The sequence below is a fragment of the Aliivibrio sp. 1S128 genome, assembly GCF_001691065.1.
In the GTDB taxonomy this organism is placed as follows: Bacteria; Pseudomonadota; Gammaproteobacteria; order Enterobacterales; family Vibrionaceae; genus Aliivibrio.
On sequence record NZ_MAJV01000091.1, the window covers coordinates 86,276 to 105,206 of the forward strand.

The 18,931-nt window shown below is 38.5% G+C and carries 18 protein-coding genes and 1 tRNA gene; 9 read left to right on the forward strand and 10 right to left on the reverse strand.

What is annotated here, in order from left to right; translation table 11 throughout:
• The first annotated feature begins 11 nt into the window (after positions 1-11).
• The 4 genes from norW to A6E03_RS10635 all read left to right on the forward strand — a co-directional run bounded on the left by norW (position 12) and on the right by A6E03_RS10635 (position 2,643).
• Positions 12-1,157, forward strand: a complete 1,146-nt coding sequence (gene norW, locus A6E03_RS10620) for an NADH:flavorubredoxin reductase NorW (protein ID WP_065600834.1) — start codon at positions 12-14, stop codon at positions 1,155-1,157.
• Positions 1,158-1,169: 12 nt separating this feature from the next.
• Entirely contained in the window at positions 1,170-1,943 is a 774-nt protein-coding gene (locus A6E03_RS10625) for a ferredoxin--NADP reductase (protein ID WP_065600835.1), read from the forward strand.
• Positions 1,944-1,970: 27 nt separating this feature from the next.
• The gene (locus A6E03_RS10630; RefSeq protein ID WP_065600836.1) at positions 1,971-2,309 is read left to right on the forward strand and encodes a DUF1971 domain-containing protein; all 339 of its coding nucleotides are present in this window, start codon (positions 1,971-1,973) and stop codon (positions 2,307-2,309) included.
• Between the two features lie 61 nt (positions 2,310-2,370).
• Positions 2,371-2,643 carry a hypothetical protein gene (locus A6E03_RS10635; RefSeq protein ID WP_065593730.1) on the forward strand — a complete coding sequence of 91 codons (273 nt, stop codon included), beginning with the start codon at positions 2,371-2,373 and terminating at the stop codon, positions 2,641-2,643.
• A 92-nt stretch (positions 2,644-2,735) separates the two neighbouring features.
• On the opposite strand, the gene A6E03_RS20070 is transcribed toward A6E03_RS10635, so the two are convergent.
• Both A6E03_RS20070 and A6E03_RS10640 read right to left on the reverse strand, forming a co-directional pair.
• Entirely contained in the window at positions 2,736-2,909 is a 174-nt protein-coding gene (locus tag A6E03_RS20070; RefSeq protein WP_141676999.1) for a hypothetical protein, read from the reverse strand.
• 100 nt (positions 2,910-3,009) lie between these two features.
• On the reverse strand, positions 3,010-3,630 hold the full coding sequence (locus A6E03_RS10640) for a pseudouridine synthase (RefSeq protein WP_065593729.1): 621 nt from the start codon (positions 3,628-3,630) through the stop codon (positions 3,010-3,012).
• Between the two features lie 170 nt (positions 3,631-3,800).
• Between A6E03_RS10640 and A6E03_RS10645 the strand changes: the two genes are divergently transcribed.
• On the forward strand, positions 3,801-6,029 hold the full coding sequence (locus tag A6E03_RS10645; protein ID WP_065593728.1) for an NADP-dependent isocitrate dehydrogenase: 2,229 nt from the start codon (positions 3,801-3,803) through the stop codon (positions 6,027-6,029).
• 112 nt (positions 6,030-6,141) lie between these two features.
• Here the strand turns inward: A6E03_RS10645 and A6E03_RS10650 are convergent, their stop codons facing one another.
• From A6E03_RS10650 to folD, 4 genes are all read right to left on the reverse strand, one after another.
• A complete protein-coding gene (locus A6E03_RS10650) occupies positions 6,142-7,659 on the reverse strand; it encodes a SpoVR family protein (protein ID WP_065593727.1) in 1,518 nt (505 codons plus the stop codon).
• An 8-nt stretch (positions 7,660-7,667) separates the two neighbouring features.
• A complete protein-coding gene (locus A6E03_RS10655) occupies positions 7,668-8,936 on the reverse strand; it encodes a YeaH/YhbH family protein (protein ID WP_065600837.1) in 1,269 nt (422 codons plus the stop codon).
• 77 nt (positions 8,937-9,013) lie between these two features.
• Positions 9,014-10,948 carry a PrkA family serine protein kinase gene (locus tag A6E03_RS10660; RefSeq protein ID WP_065593725.1) on the reverse strand — a complete coding sequence of 645 codons (1,935 nt, stop codon included), beginning with the start codon at positions 10,946-10,948 and terminating at the stop codon, positions 9,014-9,016.
• A 188-nt stretch (positions 10,949-11,136) separates the two neighbouring features.
• Entirely contained in the window at positions 11,137-11,994 is an 858-nt protein-coding gene (gene folD, locus A6E03_RS10665) for a bifunctional methylenetetrahydrofolate dehydrogenase/methenyltetrahydrofolate cyclohydrolase FolD (RefSeq protein ID WP_065593724.1), read from the reverse strand.
• Positions 11,995-12,258: 264 nt separating this feature from the next.
• On the opposite strand from folD, the gene A6E03_RS10670 reads away from it, so the two are divergent.
• Together A6E03_RS10670 and A6E03_RS10675 are read left to right on the forward strand one after the other, a co-directional pair.
• Positions 12,259-12,335: transfer RNA gene (locus A6E03_RS10670), tRNA-Arg, on the forward strand.
• 110 nt (positions 12,336-12,445) lie between these two features.
• Positions 12,446-13,903 carry a protein adenylyltransferase SelO gene (locus A6E03_RS10675; protein ID WP_065600838.1) on the forward strand — a complete coding sequence of 486 codons (1,458 nt, stop codon included), beginning with the start codon at positions 12,446-12,448 and terminating at the stop codon, positions 13,901-13,903.
• Positions 13,904-13,955: 52 nt separating this feature from the next.
• Here A6E03_RS10675 and A6E03_RS10680 read toward each other — a convergent pair whose 3' ends face one another.
• Together A6E03_RS10680 and cspD are read right to left on the reverse strand one after the other, a co-directional pair.
• Entirely contained in the window at positions 13,956-14,492 is a 537-nt protein-coding gene (locus tag A6E03_RS10680; protein WP_065593722.1) for a DUF4136 domain-containing protein, read from the reverse strand.
• 116 nt (positions 14,493-14,608) lie between these two features.
• The gene (gene cspD / locus A6E03_RS10685; protein ID WP_065593721.1) at positions 14,609-14,830 is read right to left on the reverse strand and encodes a cold shock domain-containing protein CspD; all 222 of its coding nucleotides are present in this window, start codon (positions 14,828-14,830) and stop codon (positions 14,609-14,611) included.
• 394 nt (positions 14,831-15,224) lie between these two features.
• Between cspD and clpS the strand changes: the two genes are divergently transcribed.
• Both clpS and clpA read left to right on the forward strand, forming a co-directional pair.
• A complete protein-coding gene (clpS, locus tag A6E03_RS10690; protein ID WP_065593720.1) occupies positions 15,225-15,545 on the forward strand; it encodes an ATP-dependent Clp protease adapter ClpS in 321 nt (106 codons plus the stop codon).
• A 42-nt stretch (positions 15,546-15,587) separates the two neighbouring features.
• Complete coding sequence (gene clpA, locus A6E03_RS10695) at positions 15,588-17,840, forward strand: ATP-dependent Clp protease ATP-binding subunit ClpA (protein WP_065593719.1); 2,253 nt, start codon at positions 15,588-15,590, stop codon at positions 17,838-17,840.
• 90 nt (positions 17,841-17,930) lie between these two features.
• Here the strand turns inward: clpA and infA are convergent, their stop codons facing one another.
• Complete coding sequence (infA, locus tag A6E03_RS10700) at positions 17,931-18,149, reverse strand: translation initiation factor IF-1 (protein ID WP_005420180.1); 219 nt, start codon at positions 18,147-18,149, stop codon at positions 17,931-17,933.
• Positions 18,150-18,238: 89 nt separating this feature from the next.
• Positions 18,239-18,931: an arginyltransferase gene (locus A6E03_RS10705; protein ID WP_065593718.1), complete on the reverse strand. Its 693-nt coding sequence runs from the start codon at positions 18,929-18,931 to the stop codon at positions 18,239-18,241.

Consider the following 18,931-nt stretch of genomic DNA (forward strand, 5'->3'; position numbering starts at 1 on the left):
GGAGTTAAATAATGAGTTTACCAATCGTTATTATTGGCAGTGGTTTTGCTTCTTATCAGTTAATTAAAACAATTCGTCGAACGAACAGTGATTGCGTTATTCATGTCTTTACTAACGATGCAGGTGATGACTATAACAAGCCAGATTTAAGCCATGTGTTTTCAAAAAAACAGAACCTTGAAGATGTAATTACGTTATCCGCAGGGAACTTTGCGGAGCAATATAATGTGGTTTTACATTCGTATACCTTGGTGGAATCGATTGATCCAGAGAATCAAACAGTCACTGCAAATGGCGAAATATTGTTATATGAGAAATTAGTGTTAGCGACTGGCTCACAAACATTTATACCGCCTTTTCATGGGGATGGATGTGAAGATATTCTTACTTTGAATAGCTTAAGAGAATTTGAAGTTATTCAACAGAAAGTATTGGATGCACAGAAATTGCTTGTTGTTGGTGGTGGTTTAATAGGTACAGAGCTCGCAATGGATTTAGCTAGTGCTGGAAAGTCGGTAATACTGGTTGAGCCAAATACACATTTACTTGCCAATATGATCCCTGATTTTATTTCATTACCGCTTGAGAATACATGCAGAGAGGAAGGCGTTACGGTGAATTTATCTGATTGCGTACAATCGGTAAATAAACAAGATGATGGGTATAGAGTTACAACAACTAATGGTCAATCCTATCAAGTTGATTGTGTGATATCTGCGGCAGGGCTGAAGGCAAATACACGGTTAGCGACAAAAGCAGATATCGCGGTTAATCGTGGGATTATCGTTGACTCTACATTGCAAACATCCGCTAGAAATGTCTATGCATTAGGTGATTGTGCTGAAATTGAAGGTAAGGTTATGGCCTATCTTCAACCGATATTATTGAGTGCCAATGCGTTAGCTAAAACGTTATTGGGAATCGATACAGCATTAACCTTGCCTAATATGATGGTGAAGGTAAAAACACCCGCTTACCCAATTCAACTCGCGGGTAATACATCAGCCAATATACATCGTTGGTCTATTGATCTTGATGTACAAGGGATATGTGCTAAAGCTTATGATGTAGATAATAATCTGACAGGATTTGTTGTGACTAAAGATCATATGAAGAAAGCATTTCCTTTATTTAGAGAGATACATAATACGAATTAGTAGAGGTGGACAATGACAGACATTCCTCATGGCTTAATTAAAGGCGTTGTGCTTAGTCGTTATGATTGGACTGACCATTTATTTAGTTTATTTGTGGAAGCGCCAATTGAAACGTATCAGGCTGGGCAATTTACCAAATTAGCATTACCTGATGGGAATGGTGGTTGGGTGAGAAGGGCGTATTCGATTGTGAATAACCCAAAACAGGCTGAAGGGCATCAACAAATGGAATTTCTGATCATCGCTGATGACAATGGAGAATTATCTCCCCGGCTTCAATCGCTTAATTCTGGAGATGAAATTTTTGTTGGAAAAGAGGCTGCTGGCTTCATGACAATGAATGAAGTTCCAAAAAGTGTGGATGATTTATGGCTATTATCGACAGGAACCGCTATCGGGCCATTTATTTCAATACTAGAAACCCCGTTATTAGACATACGGTTTAAGAATATCGTGCTAGTTCATGCTGTGAGAACAGAGTCTGAATTAATTTATCAAGAACGTATTCAATTATTACTTAATCGATATGAGAAGAGGTTCCATTATGTCCCAATTATTTCTAGAGAACATGTCACCGGAACTTTATGTGGACGAATCCCGTCTTTATTACTCAATGGAGAGATCGAAAATTACGCTAAATGTCAGCTTAATAAAGCAGATAGTTTCTTATATCTCTGCGGTAATCCCAGCATGGTTAAAGACACCGCAAGCACATTGAATGAACTAGGGTTTGAAAAGCATCTTCGTAAGAAAGCAGGGCAGTTTAGCTCTGAGAATTATTGGTAATCACACATAGAAGTATTACATTTTTATTTGGAGAGTCATTTACGTATTCCCGCAAATTGGACGATTCAACGCTCAACGCCATTTTTTACTAAAGACAATGTCCCTGAGGCGTTGTTAACTCACCACAATACGGCTGCTGAAGTGTTTGGCCAACTATGTGTGATGGAAGGTGTTGTTACTTATTATGGTTTTGCCGATTCAGAGGCGACAGAGCCCGAGCTCAAAGTGGTTATTAATGCAGGGCAATTTGCCACGAGTCCTCCCCAGTACTGGCACCGTATTGAATTGAGCGATGATGCTCAATTCAACATTAATTTCTGGTCTGATCAAGACAAAAGCGGCAAGAAAATGTTTAACACGAAATAATTATGAACACTCTTTTTTTCATTTATGGCATAGTAGGCGAAATTATTGAGTGAGAAGTAAAATGACAGACCAACAAGACGATTTCATGACGGAAGAAACACTGATTGAAACCGTAAAAAATCAAATTGAAGATGGCAGCCCAGTTGCAGTAAAAGAGACACTAATGCGCTTGGTAATGACGGGTAACCCACGTGAAGATGCGATTGAAATGATGGCTTGCGCGTTGGCAATTGAAGTCGTTGATGTGATGAAGAATGGCGCTGAATTTAATCAAAAGCGTTATAAAGAAAATCTAGAATCATTACCAGACATGAGTTTCATGGGTGATGAATAATAGTAATAACGATTGTTTTTAATCGGTATTAAAGATAAATAAAAAGGGCTAATAGTATTGATACTATTAGCCCTTTTCCATATTGAGTACGTTTAATTTGCGCAGCCAATTTCACCAGTCAACATGCAGTTTTGTTGCTGTTTTTCTTGATTGTCATAGTGCTCATTAGTGAGTTCGGTAGAGTTAATGTCTTCTCTATCTGCTGGAGCACAAGCACTTAAAAATAATACGCTAGCAATCCCTGCTACCTTGATGATTATGTTCATTTTTATTCCTTTATTCTTATAGTGTTTTCTTAATGTTAAGTTAAAAAACCTCAAACGGGTAGTTGTTTTTAACTTATTTTTTACATTTGTAATTGTTGTTCTAAAGTGAGACTTCCTTCCATTCGCCATGAGGGACATCTTGAATAGTCCAATCGCCCATTGAGTAACGGATTAAACGCAAAGTTGGAAATCCAATATGAGCGGTCATACGGCGAACTTGTCGATTACGACCTTCAATAATAGTGAGAGCAATCCATGTTGTTGGAATGGCAGCTCGGAATCTGACAGGAGGGTTACGCTCCCATAAGTCAGGTTCTTCCAGAATTTCTACTTTCGCTGGTAAAGTCATGCCATCTTTCAGCTCAACACCTTGACGAAGCTTTTCTAAGTCTTCTTCTGTCGGTGCGCCTTCCACTTGTACCCAGTATGTTTTTGGTGATTTTGATTCAGGCTGAGTTAAACGGGCTTGCAATACACCATCATTGGTTAAAATTAATAAGCCTTCACTGTCACGGTCAAGACGACCTGCCGCATAAACGTCTTTAACTGTAATAAAATCTGCGAGCGTCTGGCGATGCTGATCATCGGTAAATTGACTCAATACATCAAAAGGTTTATTAAAGATAAGGACTTTACGATCTTCTGGTGCAGGGCGTGGCTTTTGTGTGGTTTTTTTCTTAAATGCCGGTTTTTTCCAATTTGGAGAACGCTTGAATGTCATGTTAACTACCTTGCAAAATTGTAAAGCTTTTGTGGTGTTTAGTTTTAAAGTTCGCCGCTTTTCGCTATAGTACGCGCGTGAAACTAAAGACTAATAAAAATAAAGTCGGTAAATTACAAAGCCTATTATACGTTTTGTTATTGGTTTTGTAGATTAAATAGGGAAATTAAATGACAACGCAAAAATCTAAGATTATCTATACCATCACTGATGAAGCGCCAGCATTGGCGACGCATTCACTTCTTCCAATTATTCAAGCATTTGCAGCATCATCTAACATTGATGTTGATACTCGCGATATCTCACTTGCGGGTCGTGTCATTGCAAATTTTTCTGAATACTTAACAGAAGACCAACGTATTAGTGATGCATTGGTAGAGCTTGGCGAACTCGCTAAAACGCCTGAAGCAAACATCATTAAACTTCCGAACATCAGTGCGTCAATTCCTCAGCTTCATGCGGTAATTAAAGAGCTTCAAGCAAAAGGCTATGCTCTACCTAATTACCCGGAAGAAGCAAAAACGGACGAAGAGAAAGCCGTTAAAGCGGTTTACGATAAAATCAAAGGTTCAGCAGTTAACCCTGTCCTTCGCGAAGGTAACTCTGATCGTCGTGCGCCGGGTGCAGTTAAGCAATACGCGCGTAATAATCCACACTCAATGGGGGCGTGGGCGAAGGATTCAAAATCACACGTTGCGAGCATGAGTGAAGGTGACTTTTACGCCAGCGAAAAATCAGTGACGATTGATGGTGCAACAAACGTTAATATTGAATTTGTTGCAACTAATGGCGATGTAACAGTACTGAAAGAAGGACTGGCACTGAAAGACAAAGAAATTATTGATGGTTCTTGTCTAAGCAAAAAAGCGTTGGTTGAATTCTTTGACGCTGAAATCAAAAAAGCAAAAGAAGAAGACGTGTTGCTTTCTTTACACATGAAAGCAACCATGATGAAAGTATCAGATCCTGTTATTTTTGGTCATGCCGTTAAAGTGTTCTATAAAGAAGTATTTGAAAAACACGCAGCAACTTTTGAAAAGCTAGGTGTCGATGCTAATAATGGCGTAGGTGATGTTTATACTAAAATAGTATCATTGCCAGACGCTGAAAAAGCGGCGATTGAAGCGGATCTTGCAGCGGTTTACGAATATCAACCAGAGCTTGCAATGGTCGATTCAGACCGTGGTATCACGAATCTTCATGTACCAAGTGATGTGATCATTGATGCGTCTATGCCTGCTGCATTACGTACCTCTGGTCGTATGTGGGGACCAGATGGTCAACTAAAAGATACAAAAGCGATGATCCCAGATCGTTGTTATGCAGGTGTGTACCAATCGGTGATTGAGTTCTGTAAAGTGAATGGCGCATTTGACCCAACCACAATGGGCTCAGTGCCTAACGTAGGCCTAATGGCTCAAAAAGCAGAAGAATATGGTTCTCATGATAAGACGTTTATTCTTCCTGAAGCCGGCACCGTACGAGTGATTGATGGCGCAGGAACTGCGCTAATTGAGCACGCAGTGGGTGAAGGCGATATCTGGCGTATGTGTCAGGCAAAAGACGCACCAATCCAAGATTGGGTTAAATTGGCCGTAAACCGTGCTCGTGCAACAGGCACTCCGGCTATTTTCTGGCTTGATAGTAATCGTCAACATGATGCTGAACTGATTAAGAAAGTGAATACCTACCTTGCTGATCATGATACGTCAGGTCTTGATATTCAAATTTTATCGCCAGTAGAAGCGACTGAATATACGTTAGCGCGCATTATCAAAGGTGAAGATACTATCTCTGTAACGGGTAATGTATTACGTGATTACCTAACGGATTTATTCCCAATTCTAGAGCTAGGTACATCAGCGAAGATGTTGTCTATTGTGCCTCTTATGAATGGTGGTGGTTTGTTTGAAACTGGAGCGGGTGGTTCTGCACCAAAACACGTTCAACAATTTGAAAAAGAAAACCATTTACGTTGGGATTCTTTAGGTGAGTTCTTAGCTTTAGCGGCATCGTTTGAACACTTAAGTGTAACGACGGGCAATGCAAAAGCACAAATACTTGCTGATACACTTGATGCAGCAACGTCTAAGTTCCTTGAAACCAACAAATCACCATCACGTCGTGTTGGTGAGTTAGATAACCGTGGTAGCCACTTCTATCTAGCAATGTACTGGGCACAAGAACTTGCGGCACAAACGAAAGATGCTGAACTTCAAGCTTACTTTGGTTCATTGGCTGAAACATTAACATCGAATGAAGAAAAAATTGTGGATGAGTTAAATGCGGCACAAGGTGCTGCAGGTAATGTTGGTGGTTATTTCCAACCCGTTGCTGAACTTGCTGCAAAAGAGATGCGTCCAAGTGCTACATTAAATGCAGCGCTAGCATCTATTTAATATTCAACAACTTTTTTATATAAAAAGCAGTTTAAATATATAAAAAGTGGTTAAAATGAAAAGCCTTGAGGTAGTGATACTTCAAGGCTTTTTTTTATCATTAAGATAACTATTAAATACTCGTATTGTAGTAATTACGTTTTGGGCAGGAAGAAATAATTTCTGCTCGGTTAAATGAAATGACCTCTTCAAGCACTACATCAAATCCCCATAAACGGTGTAAATGCTTCATTACCTCTGTATGGCTCTTATCAAGTGGGATCCTATTATGTGGTATATGTCTTAGGGTTAAAGAACGATCGCCCCTCACATCCACATTCCACACTTGAATATTAGGCTCTAAATTACTTAAATTATATTGAGCTGCTAACTTTTCTCTTATTTCTCGATAGCCTGTTTCATCGTGAATCGCATTGACCTCAATGTGTTTGTTTTTATCATTGTCTAGAATTGAAAATAATTTAAATTCACGGATAAGTTTTGGCGATAAATACTGACTAATGAAGCTTTCATCTTTGAAGTTATGCATTGCAAAATGAGCAGCATCAAGCCAATCCGTTCCGGCTAAATCAGGAAACCATTCTCTGTCTTCATCTGTTGGTTCTTCACAGATCCGACGGATATCTTGGAACATAGCAAACCCTAGGGCGTAAGGATTAATCCCACTAAAGTAAGGGCTATTGTAAGCAGGTTGTGCAACTACGTTAGTATGGCTATGTAGGAACTCTAATATGAATTTTTCTGAGACTAAGCCATCATCATAAAGATGATTCAAAATAGTGTAATGCCAGAAGGTGGCCCATCCTTCATTCATGACTTGAGTTTGTTTTTGAGGATAAAAATACTGGCTGATTTTTCTTATAATCCTAACTACTTCTCGTTGCCATGATTCAAGTAATGGGGCGTGCTTCTCAATGAAATAGAGAATGTTTTCTTGTGGCTCGGAAGGGAAGCGTATTTTTTCTTCGCTGCTTTCTTCTTTTGATTTTGGTACGGTTCGCCATAGATCATTTACTTGCGATTGAAGATACGCTTCTCTGTCTTCTTGGCGAATTTTTTCTTCTGCGATAGAAATTTTCTCAGGACGCTTATAGCGATCAACGCCATAGTTCATAAGAGCATGGCAAGAATCGAGAATTTTTTCTACCTCATCTGCCCCATATTTTTCTTCACATTGGGTTAAGTATTGTTGAGCAAATAATAGATAATCAACAATAGAACTGGCGTCTGTCCATGTTTGGAAAAGATAGTTGCCTTTAAAAAAAGAATTATGTCCATAACACGCATGAGCCATTACTAAGGCTTGCATTGTGATGGTGTTCTCTTCCATTAGATAGGCAATACACGGCGATGAATTAATAACAATCTCATACGCTAAGCCCATTTGACCGTGTTTATAATTTTGCTCTGTCTGGATAAATTTTTTACCAAAAGACCAATGATGATAGTTTATAGGCATACCTACGCTAGAGTAGGCATCCATCATTTGCTCAGCCGTGATTATTTCAATCTGATTAGGATAAGTATCAAGGCGATAGTGTTGCGCGACCTTTTTTATTTCCACATGATATTGTTCTAATATTTGAAAGGTCCAATCTGGCCCATCAGGTAGCATTGCTTTCCTTTTCATAGTGCCTCCTAAGCCAATTGTTTTTGAAATAACTCTCTGAAAATAGGATAAATATCTTCAACCGAACGAATGTTTTTTATCGCAAAATTATCAAATCCTTGAGTGAGTTTTTCATATTCTGTCCACAAGGTTTGATGGTGGCGTTTGGTTATTTCAATGTAAGAGTAATACTGACAATAAGGGAGAATCGATGCGGTAAGCAACTCTTTACATTTTGGTGAATCATCTGCCCAATTATCCCCATCAGACGCTTGTGCGGCATAGATATTCCATTCATTTACAGGGAATCGCTCAGCAATCACTTCTTTCATTAGCCTTAATGCACTGGATACCATCGTTCCCCCAGTTTCTTGGGAGTAGAAAAAATCGTGTTCATTAACTTCTTTCGCTTGAGTATGATGACGTATAAAGACCACTTCGACATTTTCATAGGTACGAGTAAGGAAAAGATAAAGCAGAACATAAAAACGTTTTGCGATGTCTTTCGTTGCTTGATCCATTGATCCTGAAACGTCCATTAAACAGAACATGACCGCCTGACTTGATGGGATAGGGGTTCGTTCATAATTTTTATAACGTAAATCAAAAGAATCAATATAGGGTACGTGTTTAATCTTTTCTCGTAATGTGTCGATTTCTTCTTTCATTTTTCGTACTGAGAGAGGTTGAGCAGGTTCGCTGTTTTTAATTTCTTCTAACTCTATTTCTAATTCAGCAAGCAGGCGTTTTTTACCTGCTGTCATAGCGGTTCTACGAGCAAGGGATTGTTGTAGTGAACGTACAATATCAATGTTAGAAGGAATGCCAGCAGTTTGGAACCCTGCGCGATGGGTTTCCCATTCAGTGATCTTTTGAACCTGATTTTTTTCTAAATTAGGCAGTTCAAGTTCTTCAAATAGAATATCTAAATATTCATCTTTTGAGATTTGAAAGCTAAATTCATCTTCGCCTTCACCGTCGGGACTCGCATCGCCATCTCCAGAACCCCCACCATTTCCTCCTTGTGGGCGTTCAATCTTATCTCCTCTTATGAATTGATCATTACCAGGAAGCACTCGTTCACGAATCCCTCCTTGGCCTTGATGAAAAACAGGTTCGGAAATATCTCCCTTAGGTATAGAGATACTTTCACCGTCGTCAATATTAGTGACAGAGCGTTGGTTAACGGCATCAGATACAGCTCGTTTAATCTGATCTTGATGACGGCGAATAAAGCGCTGTCTGTTAACGGTACTTTTCTTTTTCCCGTTTAATCTTCTATCAATAAATTGAGCCATCATTTACCCCTTATTTTGCTAGGGACAGCTCATTGAATAATGAGCTGCAACATAATCTTGAAAATAAAAGCATTTTATTATGAAGATTTACGAACTCGCAGATACCATTCTGCCAGCAGGCGAACTTGTTTTTTGGTGTACCCTTTTTCCATCATACGAGCGACAAAATCATCGTGTTTTTTCTGATCATCTGTTGATGTTTTTCCATTAAAAGAAATGACTGGCAGAAGGTCTTCGGTATTGGAGAACATTTTCTTCTCAATAACGACGCGTAGTTTTTCATAACTAGTCCACATTGGATTTTGGCCGTTATTATTGGCTTTAGCTCGAAGAACAAAGTTTACAATTTCGTTTCTAAAGTCTTTTGGATTGCTAATACCAGCCGTTTTTTCAATTTTTTCTAGTTCATCGTTAAGTGCAGAACGATCAAATAATTGGCCTGTATCTGGATCTCTATATTCTTGATCTTGAATCCAGAAGTCAGCATAAATAACATAACGGTCAAAAATGTTTTGACCATACTCAGAATAAGATTCTAGGTAGGCGGTTTGAATTTCTTTACCAATAAATTCTACGTATTTAGGTACCAAGAAACCTTTAACAAACTCGGTGTATTTATCGGCAACATCTTGGGCAAATTGTTCGCGCTCAATTTGTTGTTCAATGACATAGAAAAGGTGCACAGGGTTCGCAGCCACTTCTGTTTGGTCAAAGTTAAATACACGCGAAAGGATCTTAAAGGCAAATCGAGTTGATAAGCCTGACATTCCTTCATCAACCCCCGCGAAGTCTTTATATTCTTGATAGCTTTTTGCTTTTGGATCCGTATCTTTTAATGTTTCACCGTCATAAACACGCATTTTAGAAAAAAGAGATGAATTTTCAGGATCTTTAAGGCGAGACAGTATTGAAAACTGAGCCAAAATATCTAACGTGCTTGGAGAGCAAGGTGCGTGAGACAGTTCACTGTGCTCAAGTAGTTTTTGGTAAATTTTTACTTCTTCAGAAACACGTAAACAATAAGGAACTTTTACAATATAAACCCTATCTAAAAAGGCCTCATTATTTTTGTTATTTCTAAAGGTTTGCCATTCAGATTCATTAGAGTGAGCTAAAATCATTCCATCAAAAGGCAGAGCTGATAGACCTTCAGTACCATTAAAGTTACCTTCTTGAGTCGCAGTAAGAAGAGGGTGGAGAACTTTAATGGGTGCTTTAAACATTTCCACAAATTCCATTAAGCCTTGGTTCGCTTTACATAGGGATCCTGAATAGCTGTAGGCATCAGGGTCATCTTGTGCAAAATGTTCTAATTGACGAATATCAACCTTACCTACAAGAGTTGAGATATCTTGATTGTTTTCATCACCAGGTTCTGTTTTTGCTATACCGACTTGGTCAAGAATTGATGGATGTACTTTTATGACTTTAAATTGCGTAATGTCACCACCAAACTCATGCAATCTTTTTGCTGCCCAAGGAGACATTATGGATCTAAGGTTACGAGATTCAATACCATACTCTTTTCTTAAGAGCTCTCCGTCTTCTGCAATATCAAACAAACAGAAAGGATGGTCGTTAACAGGGCTTCGTACTCCATTCGCACTTAATATGTAAATAGGCATTTTTTGCATTAAGCTTTTTAATTTTTCGGCAAGTGATGATTTACCTCCGCCTACAGGACCTAGTAAATAAAGGATTTGTTTGCGTTCTTCAAGTCCTTGAGCTGCGTGTTTTAAGTAAGATACGATTTGCTCAATAGGTTCTTCCATACCATAAAAGTCTTTGAAGGTTTCATAGCGAGAGATCACTCTATTAGAAAAAATACGACTAAGCAGTGGATCAAGTGCAGTATCTATTACTTCTGGTTCACCAATTGCGATTAGAAGCCTTTCTGCTGCATTGGCATAAGCACTTTTGTCGTTACTACATAATGACAAGAAATCTTGCAGTGATAATTCTTCATCTTTTGCTGCTTCATAACGGGCTTGATAGTGGTCAAAAATACTCATATCCATTTCCTCTTGTCATCCATAGTTCTAAATCGTTCTTATCTAAGGTTAGTAACTAAACCCTTATTTTGTCCAAGAAAAAGCTGAAAATAGAATGAAAATTAATTGAGAAATGTGGCAGCGCGCAGGTATAAAAAAGGCGGAGCTTAAAAAAGTCCGCCTATTGATATTTTTGTTATTCGTTTGAATTATTTGCGGTGGTACTGTTCGCAAGCAAGTAATGTATTTTCGATTAGGCTTGCGACAGTCATAGGGCCGACACCACCAGGAACAGGCGTGATATAACTTGCTTTTGTTTTCGCTACATCGTATTCAACATCACCAATGAGCTTGCCGTTGTCTAATCGATTAATACCTACATCGACCACAACAGCCCCTTCTTTTATCCATTCGCCAGGAATGAAATTTGGTTTGCCTACAGCAACAACAACAAGATCTGCTTGGCGGATATGATGCTCAAGATCTTTTGTGAATCGATGACACGTTGTTGTTGTACAGCCAGCAAGAAGTAGTTCAAGCGTCATAGGTCGACCTACGATGTTTGATGCCCCAACAACGACAGCGTGCATACCACGAACTTCAATATTATAACGATCAAGAAGTGTGATAATGCCTTTGGGTGTGCATGAACGTAGTTTAGGAATACGTTGAGATAATCGACCTACGTTATATGGGTGAAAACCATCGACATCTTTTTCTGGGTCAATACGTTCTAGAATCTTGGTGCTATCCATACCTGCAGGAAGAGGAAGTTGAACCAAGATACCATCAATGTCAGAGTCTTGATTTAAGGTATCAATAATAGACAATAATTCTGCTTCGGTTGTCGTTGTTGGTAAATCGTAAGATTTTGAAATAAAACCAACTTCTTCGCAGGCACGACGTTTGCTACCAACATAAACTTGAGATGCAGGATCTTGTCCAACAAGTACTACTGCTAAGCCTGGAGCACGAAGTCCGGCTTCAACTCGAGCTTTAACGCGAGCGCCTACTTCTGAGCGAACAGTTTGAGAAATTAGTTTTCCATCGATAATTTGAGCGGTCATGGTCTTCCTTTAGCGGTCTAATACTGATTGACCTGTGCATTGTCGCAGAAACGCTAAGTAATTACCATAATGCAAACGTTTGCTTTTTTAGTGTTTAATATACTTATAATCGATATTGATATTTCTTTATGTTTAAAAAGTAGGTTTTATGCGCACTTTAGATCAAACAACGCACGATCTGCCTTTTTTTTCAGCATTCAGTAAGATAATGATAAGAAAAGGATTGATCTAGTTTCGTATATTCGTATAATCCTACCCCATAGAGCGCCCTTAGCTCAGCTGGATAGAGCACCTCCCTTCTAAGGAGGTGGTCGAAGGTTCGAATCCTTCAGGGCGTACCAAATTTGAAAAAGCCGCATTAACCTTATGGTTAGCGCGGCTTTTTTCATTTCTGTCATATCATTTATCAATATGCTAGCGTTACTCCATTGCTTGTTAATGGAATACACAAATGTCTTTTTGGAACGCTTTTTCGATTACTACTCGTTATGCTGAATTACCTCGTAGTCTTTTTACTCATGTAAATCCTAGTCCGTTAGATAATACACGTTGGGTTATGTGGAATAGTGAGCTAGCGGAGCAATTTGGTCTGCCTCTGATCCCTGAGAATGCACCTGAATTGTTGTCTGCATTTTCAGGTGATAATATTCCTTCTGTTTTTTCTCCTTTAGCAATGAAATATGCAGGGCACCAATTTGGTAGTTACAATCCAGATCTCGGAGATGGACGAGGACTTTTACTGGGTGAACTTGCTGATAAATCAGGAGTCAGTTTCGATCTTCATCTCAAAGGAGCGGGTCGAACTCCGTATTCACGAACTGGAGATGGTCGTGCTGTGCTGCGTTCAACTATCAGGGAATATTTGTGCAGTGAAGCGATGGAAGGGCTCAATATACCAACCACACGAGCTTTAGGTATGATGACGAGTGATACTGCTGTTTTTCGAGAAGGGTATGAAACGGGAGCGCTACTTATTAGAGCAACTGAAACTCATATTCGATTTGGGCATTTTGAACATTTGTTTTATTCGAACTTACTTATAGAACAAAAATTGTTAGCTGATAAGGTGATTGAATGGCATTTTCCAGATTGTGCGCATTCTGCTAAGCCTTACGCAGCTATGTTTAGTGAGATTGTTGATCGTACTGCCTATATGATTGCACAGTGGCAAGCGGTTGGTTTTGCTCATGGTGTTATGAATACGGATAACATGTCGATCATAGGGCAAACGTTTGATTATGGCCCGTTTGGTTTCCTTGATGATTATGAGCCTGGCTATATTTGTAATCATTCTGATTATCAAGGGCGCTATGCATTCAATCAGCAACCTAGAATCGGTTTATGGAATCTGTCAGCTCTAGCGCATTCCCTTTCTCCCCTCATTGATACTTCAGATTTAGAATCTTCTTTGGCTCAATATGAAACACAACTTCATGGCTATTTTAGCCAATTGATGAGAGATAAATTAGGGCTTTATTCTAAACAAGAAGGGGACAGTCGATTATTTGAATCTATGTTTGAACTGCTGTCGCAAAATGCGGTTGATTACACTCGATTTATGCGTTCACTTTCTTATCTGGATAATAAAGATAAACAAACTGTTGTCGATCTATTTGTTGATCGAGAAGCGGCGATATTATGGTTGGATTTGTATTTAACGCGTTGTGAGTTAGAAGACAATGGATCTGAATTTCGTTGTGAACGGATGAGAAGGGTTAACCCTAAATATATTCTCCGTAATTATTTGGCTCAACAAGCGATTGATAAAGCGCAAGAAGGCGACTTTAGTGAGGTAGAAGTACTGTCGACATTACTGAAAAGTCCGTTTGATGAGCATTTAGAGTTTGAACAATATGCTCAACTACCTCCTGAATGGGGTAAAAAAATGGAGATTAGTTGTTCTTCATAAAAGTAATAAAGCAGCCGATTTGGCTGCTTTATTAGGTTCATATTTTAGGTGTTTATTTTTTTAGGTTATGTAGCATAAACTCAGTCAATTCGTCTAAAGACATTTTATTATCAGAGTTGGTATAACCTTGTGCTAACACTGACCATTGTTGGTATGGTTCGTTTGGTAAAAAGATAGCGATGAAAATACTGGCCTTTTTTGAGTCGTCATTATTAACTCCAATTGGTTGGATCCCGGTTAATAGTCCCGTTTTATCGAGGATATCTTCATCTTGAATGTTTTCCTCTAATCCTAAACCATAGCCTACATAGAAATCAGCATCAGTCCCGTTATCAACAAATTGAAATCCTCTCTTTTCTAATGAAGATTTTAATGATTGAGAGAATCGTTCTTCTGTATCCCTATTGTTTAATTCTTTATTTAAATAATTAGCGCTGATAGTTGGGTGCCAAGAGAACGTACTCTTCCCTTGGAGCGTATTATTAATGTTACCAGTCGTAACTAAGTTTACCGTGCTTTTTTCTTGGTAGGTTTCGGACACGCAGCCCGATAGAGTAAATAATAGAATAAGTGAGATAATATATTTCAAATTAGCTACCTAGATAAATGAATGGAAGTGTTTAGAGCGTTTCTTAATCGATAGGTTCAAAAAAGGTGAGTGTAAATACTCACCTTTAATCTTATTTAGCAATAAGAGCTAAACTATTATTTTACAGCTTCACCTTCGAGTGGTTTTATTTCACTTGCATGAAATCCTTTTGGACCTTCATGGATTTCATAGGTGACAGCTTGTCCTGCCTTTAGTGTGCGGTAGCCATCCATCTCTATTGTGGAATAGTGAGCAAAAATATCCCCATCTTCTCCTTCTGGACAAATGAAGCCAAACCCTTTGGCGTTATTGAACCATTTAACTGTACCTGTTGCCATGCTATACATCCCTCTGCATTTTAATTACCTAGCATAATATCTATCGATTAAGAATGTGCTTAATTGATAACCACTACTAAGTACACTCTATTAAATCTCAAGAGGGAGTCAAGTACAATTTGTTTACCTTTGTAACATTTGTGTTTAATATCATATTTGAGCTTAACATTAATATCAATAATATCAAATTGATAAATAAAGTGGAGATAAGGAAAAAAAGCCCCTATCCTTTACTTTATATCGGCGTTTTTCTACTCAATTTAAATAAAATTAAGTGATAAAGACGTTAAAATAGCATCTTTTGTTTGCTGTCGTTCCCCGTCTAGATTAGGCTGAATAGTAGGGAGATACATTGAAGTATCAGATAATGTTATTTAACTAATTAGTTGCAGACATGAGTAAATTATATGAATGGATTTCTCCTGATTCAGATGTCTTGGAGCAAGAGAAAACAGAATTAAGACCACCATCAATGTATAAGGTGGTTTTAAATAATGATGATTACACTCCAATGGAGTTTGTTGTCGAAGTTTTAGATAAATTTTTTTCCATGGACTTGGAAAAAGCGACACAATTAATGCTAACAGTGCATTATGAAGGGAAAGCAGTTTGTGGGGTTTTTACTGCTGAAGTTGCTGAAACTAAAGTTGCGCAAGTTAATGCCTATTCGCGTGATAATGAGCACCCACTACTGTGTACAATGGAACAAGCGTAAGTTTGTTCGTTACACCATATTTTGGTGTTTTGGGAGGTTCCTATGCTAAATAAAGAATTAGAAGCGAGTTTAAATAGTGCGTTTGTTCGTGCACGAGAAAAGCGTCATGAATTTATGACAGTAGAGCATCTATTGTTTGCTCTCTTAGATAATCCATCCGCTAATGAAGCTCTTTTAGCTTGCCATGCTGATTTAGGTACTTTGGCAACTGAAATTGATGAATTCATTACACAAACCACACCGCTTATCCCTGCTGACGATGAAAGTCGTGAAACACAGCCAACATTAAGCTTTCAACGTGTCCTTCAACGTGCTGTTTTTCATGTTCAATCATCAGGACGTAATGAAGTCACAGGCGCTAATGTACTTGTTGCTATTTTTAGTGAGCAAGAATCACATGCTGCATACCTCCTTAAAAAGAATGACATTAGTCGATTAGATATTGTTAACTTTATTTCACATGGTGCGCCTGAGCACCGTAATGAAAACACTGAACAGAATAATGTTGAAGCTGCGGTTGAAGCTAATTCAGAAGATAAGCTAGAAAGCTTTGCTATCAACTTAAATCAAGTCGCTAAAAATGGTGGAATTGACCCATTAATTGGGCGTGATGAAGAGCTTGAACGTACGGTTCAAGTATTGTGCCGTCGACGCAAAAATAATCCGTTATTAGTGGGTGAGGCTGGAGTAGGTAAAACGGCGATTGCTGAAGGCCTTGCGTGGCGAATTGTTGAAGGTCAAGTTCCTGATGTTATTAAAGATTGTATTATTTACTCTTTAGACATTGGTTCATTACTTGCTGGAACCAAGTATCGTGGTGATTTTGAGAAGCGATTTAAAGCTATCTTAAAACAACTTGAAAAAGAAGAGCATGCGATTTTATTTATTGATGAAATCCACACAATTATTGGTGCAGGTGCCGCTTCTGGTGGGCAGGTTGATGCCGCTAATTTAATTAAACCTCTATTAAGTAGTGGTAAATTGCGTTGCATTGGCTCAACGACTTATCAAGAACACAGTACCATTTTTGAAAAAGAACGCGCCTTAGCTCGTCGTTTCCAAAAAATTGATGTTTTAGAACCATCAATTGATGACACAACTAAAATATTAATTGGTTTAAAAAGTAAGTACGAAGAGCATCATGATGTTCGATATACAAATAAAGCACTTCGTGCTGCGGTAGAGTTATCTGCAAAATACATTAACGAACGTCATTTACCAGATAAAGCGATCGATGTTATTGATGAAGCAGGGGCTCGCTGTCGCTTAACTCCTGTAAGCCGACGTAAAAAGACAATCAATGTCGCTGATATTGAAGCGATGGTTGCAAAAATGGCTCGTATCCCTGAGAAGTCAGTTTCTTCTAGCGATAAAGATGTATTGAAGAAATTAGACTCGAAACTAAAAATGTTGGTATTTGGTCAAGATCATAGTATCGATGCGCTATGTGAAGCTATCAAACTTAGCCGAGCAGGACTAGGTGCTGATAATAAACCCGTAGGTTCTTTCTTGTTTGCTGGCCCAACAGGCGTGGGTAAAACAGAAGTAACGGTTCAATTAGCTAAAGCTCTTGGTATTGAACTTCTTCGTTTTGATATGTCTGAATACGGTGAGCAACATACGGTTAGCCGATTGATTGGTGCACCTCCTGGCTATGTTGGTTATGAGCAAGGTGGATTATTAACAGACGCTGTAATTAAGCATCCTCATTCTGTTGTCTTGCTTGATGAGCTTGAAAAAGCACACCCTGATGTCTTTAATTTGCTTCTTCAAGTTATGGATAACGGGACATTAACAGATAACAATGGTCGTAAAGCTGATTTCCGTAATGTTATCTTCGTTATGACGACGAATGCTGGCGTTCATGAAACGGTGAAAAAATCGATTGGTTTAATTCAGCAAGATCATACAACCGATGCAATGGCTGCAATTAAGAAAGTCTTTACACCGGAGTTCAGAAACCGTTTAGATAATATCATTTGGTTTGAACATCTTAGCAAAGAGGTTATTTCACTTGTTGTTGAGAAATTCATTGTTGAATTGCAAGTACAATTGGATGCTCGCGGAGTATCAATGGAAGTCTCTCAAGAAGTAAAAGAATGGCTTGCTGATAAAGGGTATGACAAATCGATGGGTGCACGACCTATGGCTCGTGTTATTCAAGAGAATCTTAAGAAACCAATGGCAAATGAATTGTTATTTGGAGAACTAGTTGATGGCGGTACTGTTCGCGTTAAATTAACGAAAGGCGAATTGGTATTTGAATTTAGTAGTGAAACAGAAGCAGTGCATTAAATAGTACATAATAAAAAACCCAGTCAATGACTGGGTTTTTTTTTATTATTTTTTAAGCAAATTAAAATTTAACGTGCTAAAAATGACAAATTAACGAGCACGGAAGACGATACGGCCTTTAGATAAATCGTAAGGAGTCATTTCAACTGTTACTTTGTCACCAGTAAGAATACGGATGTAGTTTTTACGCATTTTACCTGAGATATGAGCAGTAACAACGTGACCGTTTTCTAATTCTACGCGAAACATAGTGTTTGGTAGTGTATCTAGAACGGTGCCTTGCAGCTCAATTGCGTCTTCTTTTGCCATTGAATCCTCTTTATATAGATAGCTTTGGCTGATCTTTAAGCGGCCAATAATGCCCTTAAAAATGATGTATGTAAAGTTTGGTGGGCATTTTAACCCTGCCAGACCATATTTACTAGCTTTTGGTTAGGTTTATATCGATCTTTATATTTCATGGCTGGGCAATCGTCTATTTGATAACCAGGGTAAAGCCAGTTTTTTTGCAATTGTTTACATAATTTTAGTTGAATTAGAATAGAAACGGTTCCTAGAGATAACAAATGCTCTGGTTCAAAGAAGGTATACATAGCACTAACAGAATCCATCAATATATCGGTGACTGCGATGGCAATTAACACGTTATTTTCATAAATATGAAGGAAGTGACTAGGCAACCATTCAGCCTGAGAAAATTCAAAAAACTGATCTTCTTTCGCTGGATACATACTTCCTGAACGATGACGAGCAGTGATATATCGTTCGTATAGTTCAAACCACTCTTCATCCATCTCTGTTTTTATTTCCCAAGTAAAAGAAGACAGTTTATTTAAGATCCGTTTCTGGCTTTTACTCGGGGTAAACTCGTTTGCATTAATCCTTAGGGGTTGGCAAGCATTACAATTTTCACACATTGGTTTATAAACGGTCCCACCGCTGCGTCTAAAGCCAAGGCGTATTAATGCTTGATAACCACGAGGAGTATGAAGCTCTTGATCCATCGCTACACCAAGGCGTTCCTTTTGTTCAGGTAAATAGCTACAAGGGCCTTCTGGGGTTAAACCAACTTGAAGAGAAAATTGACTCAT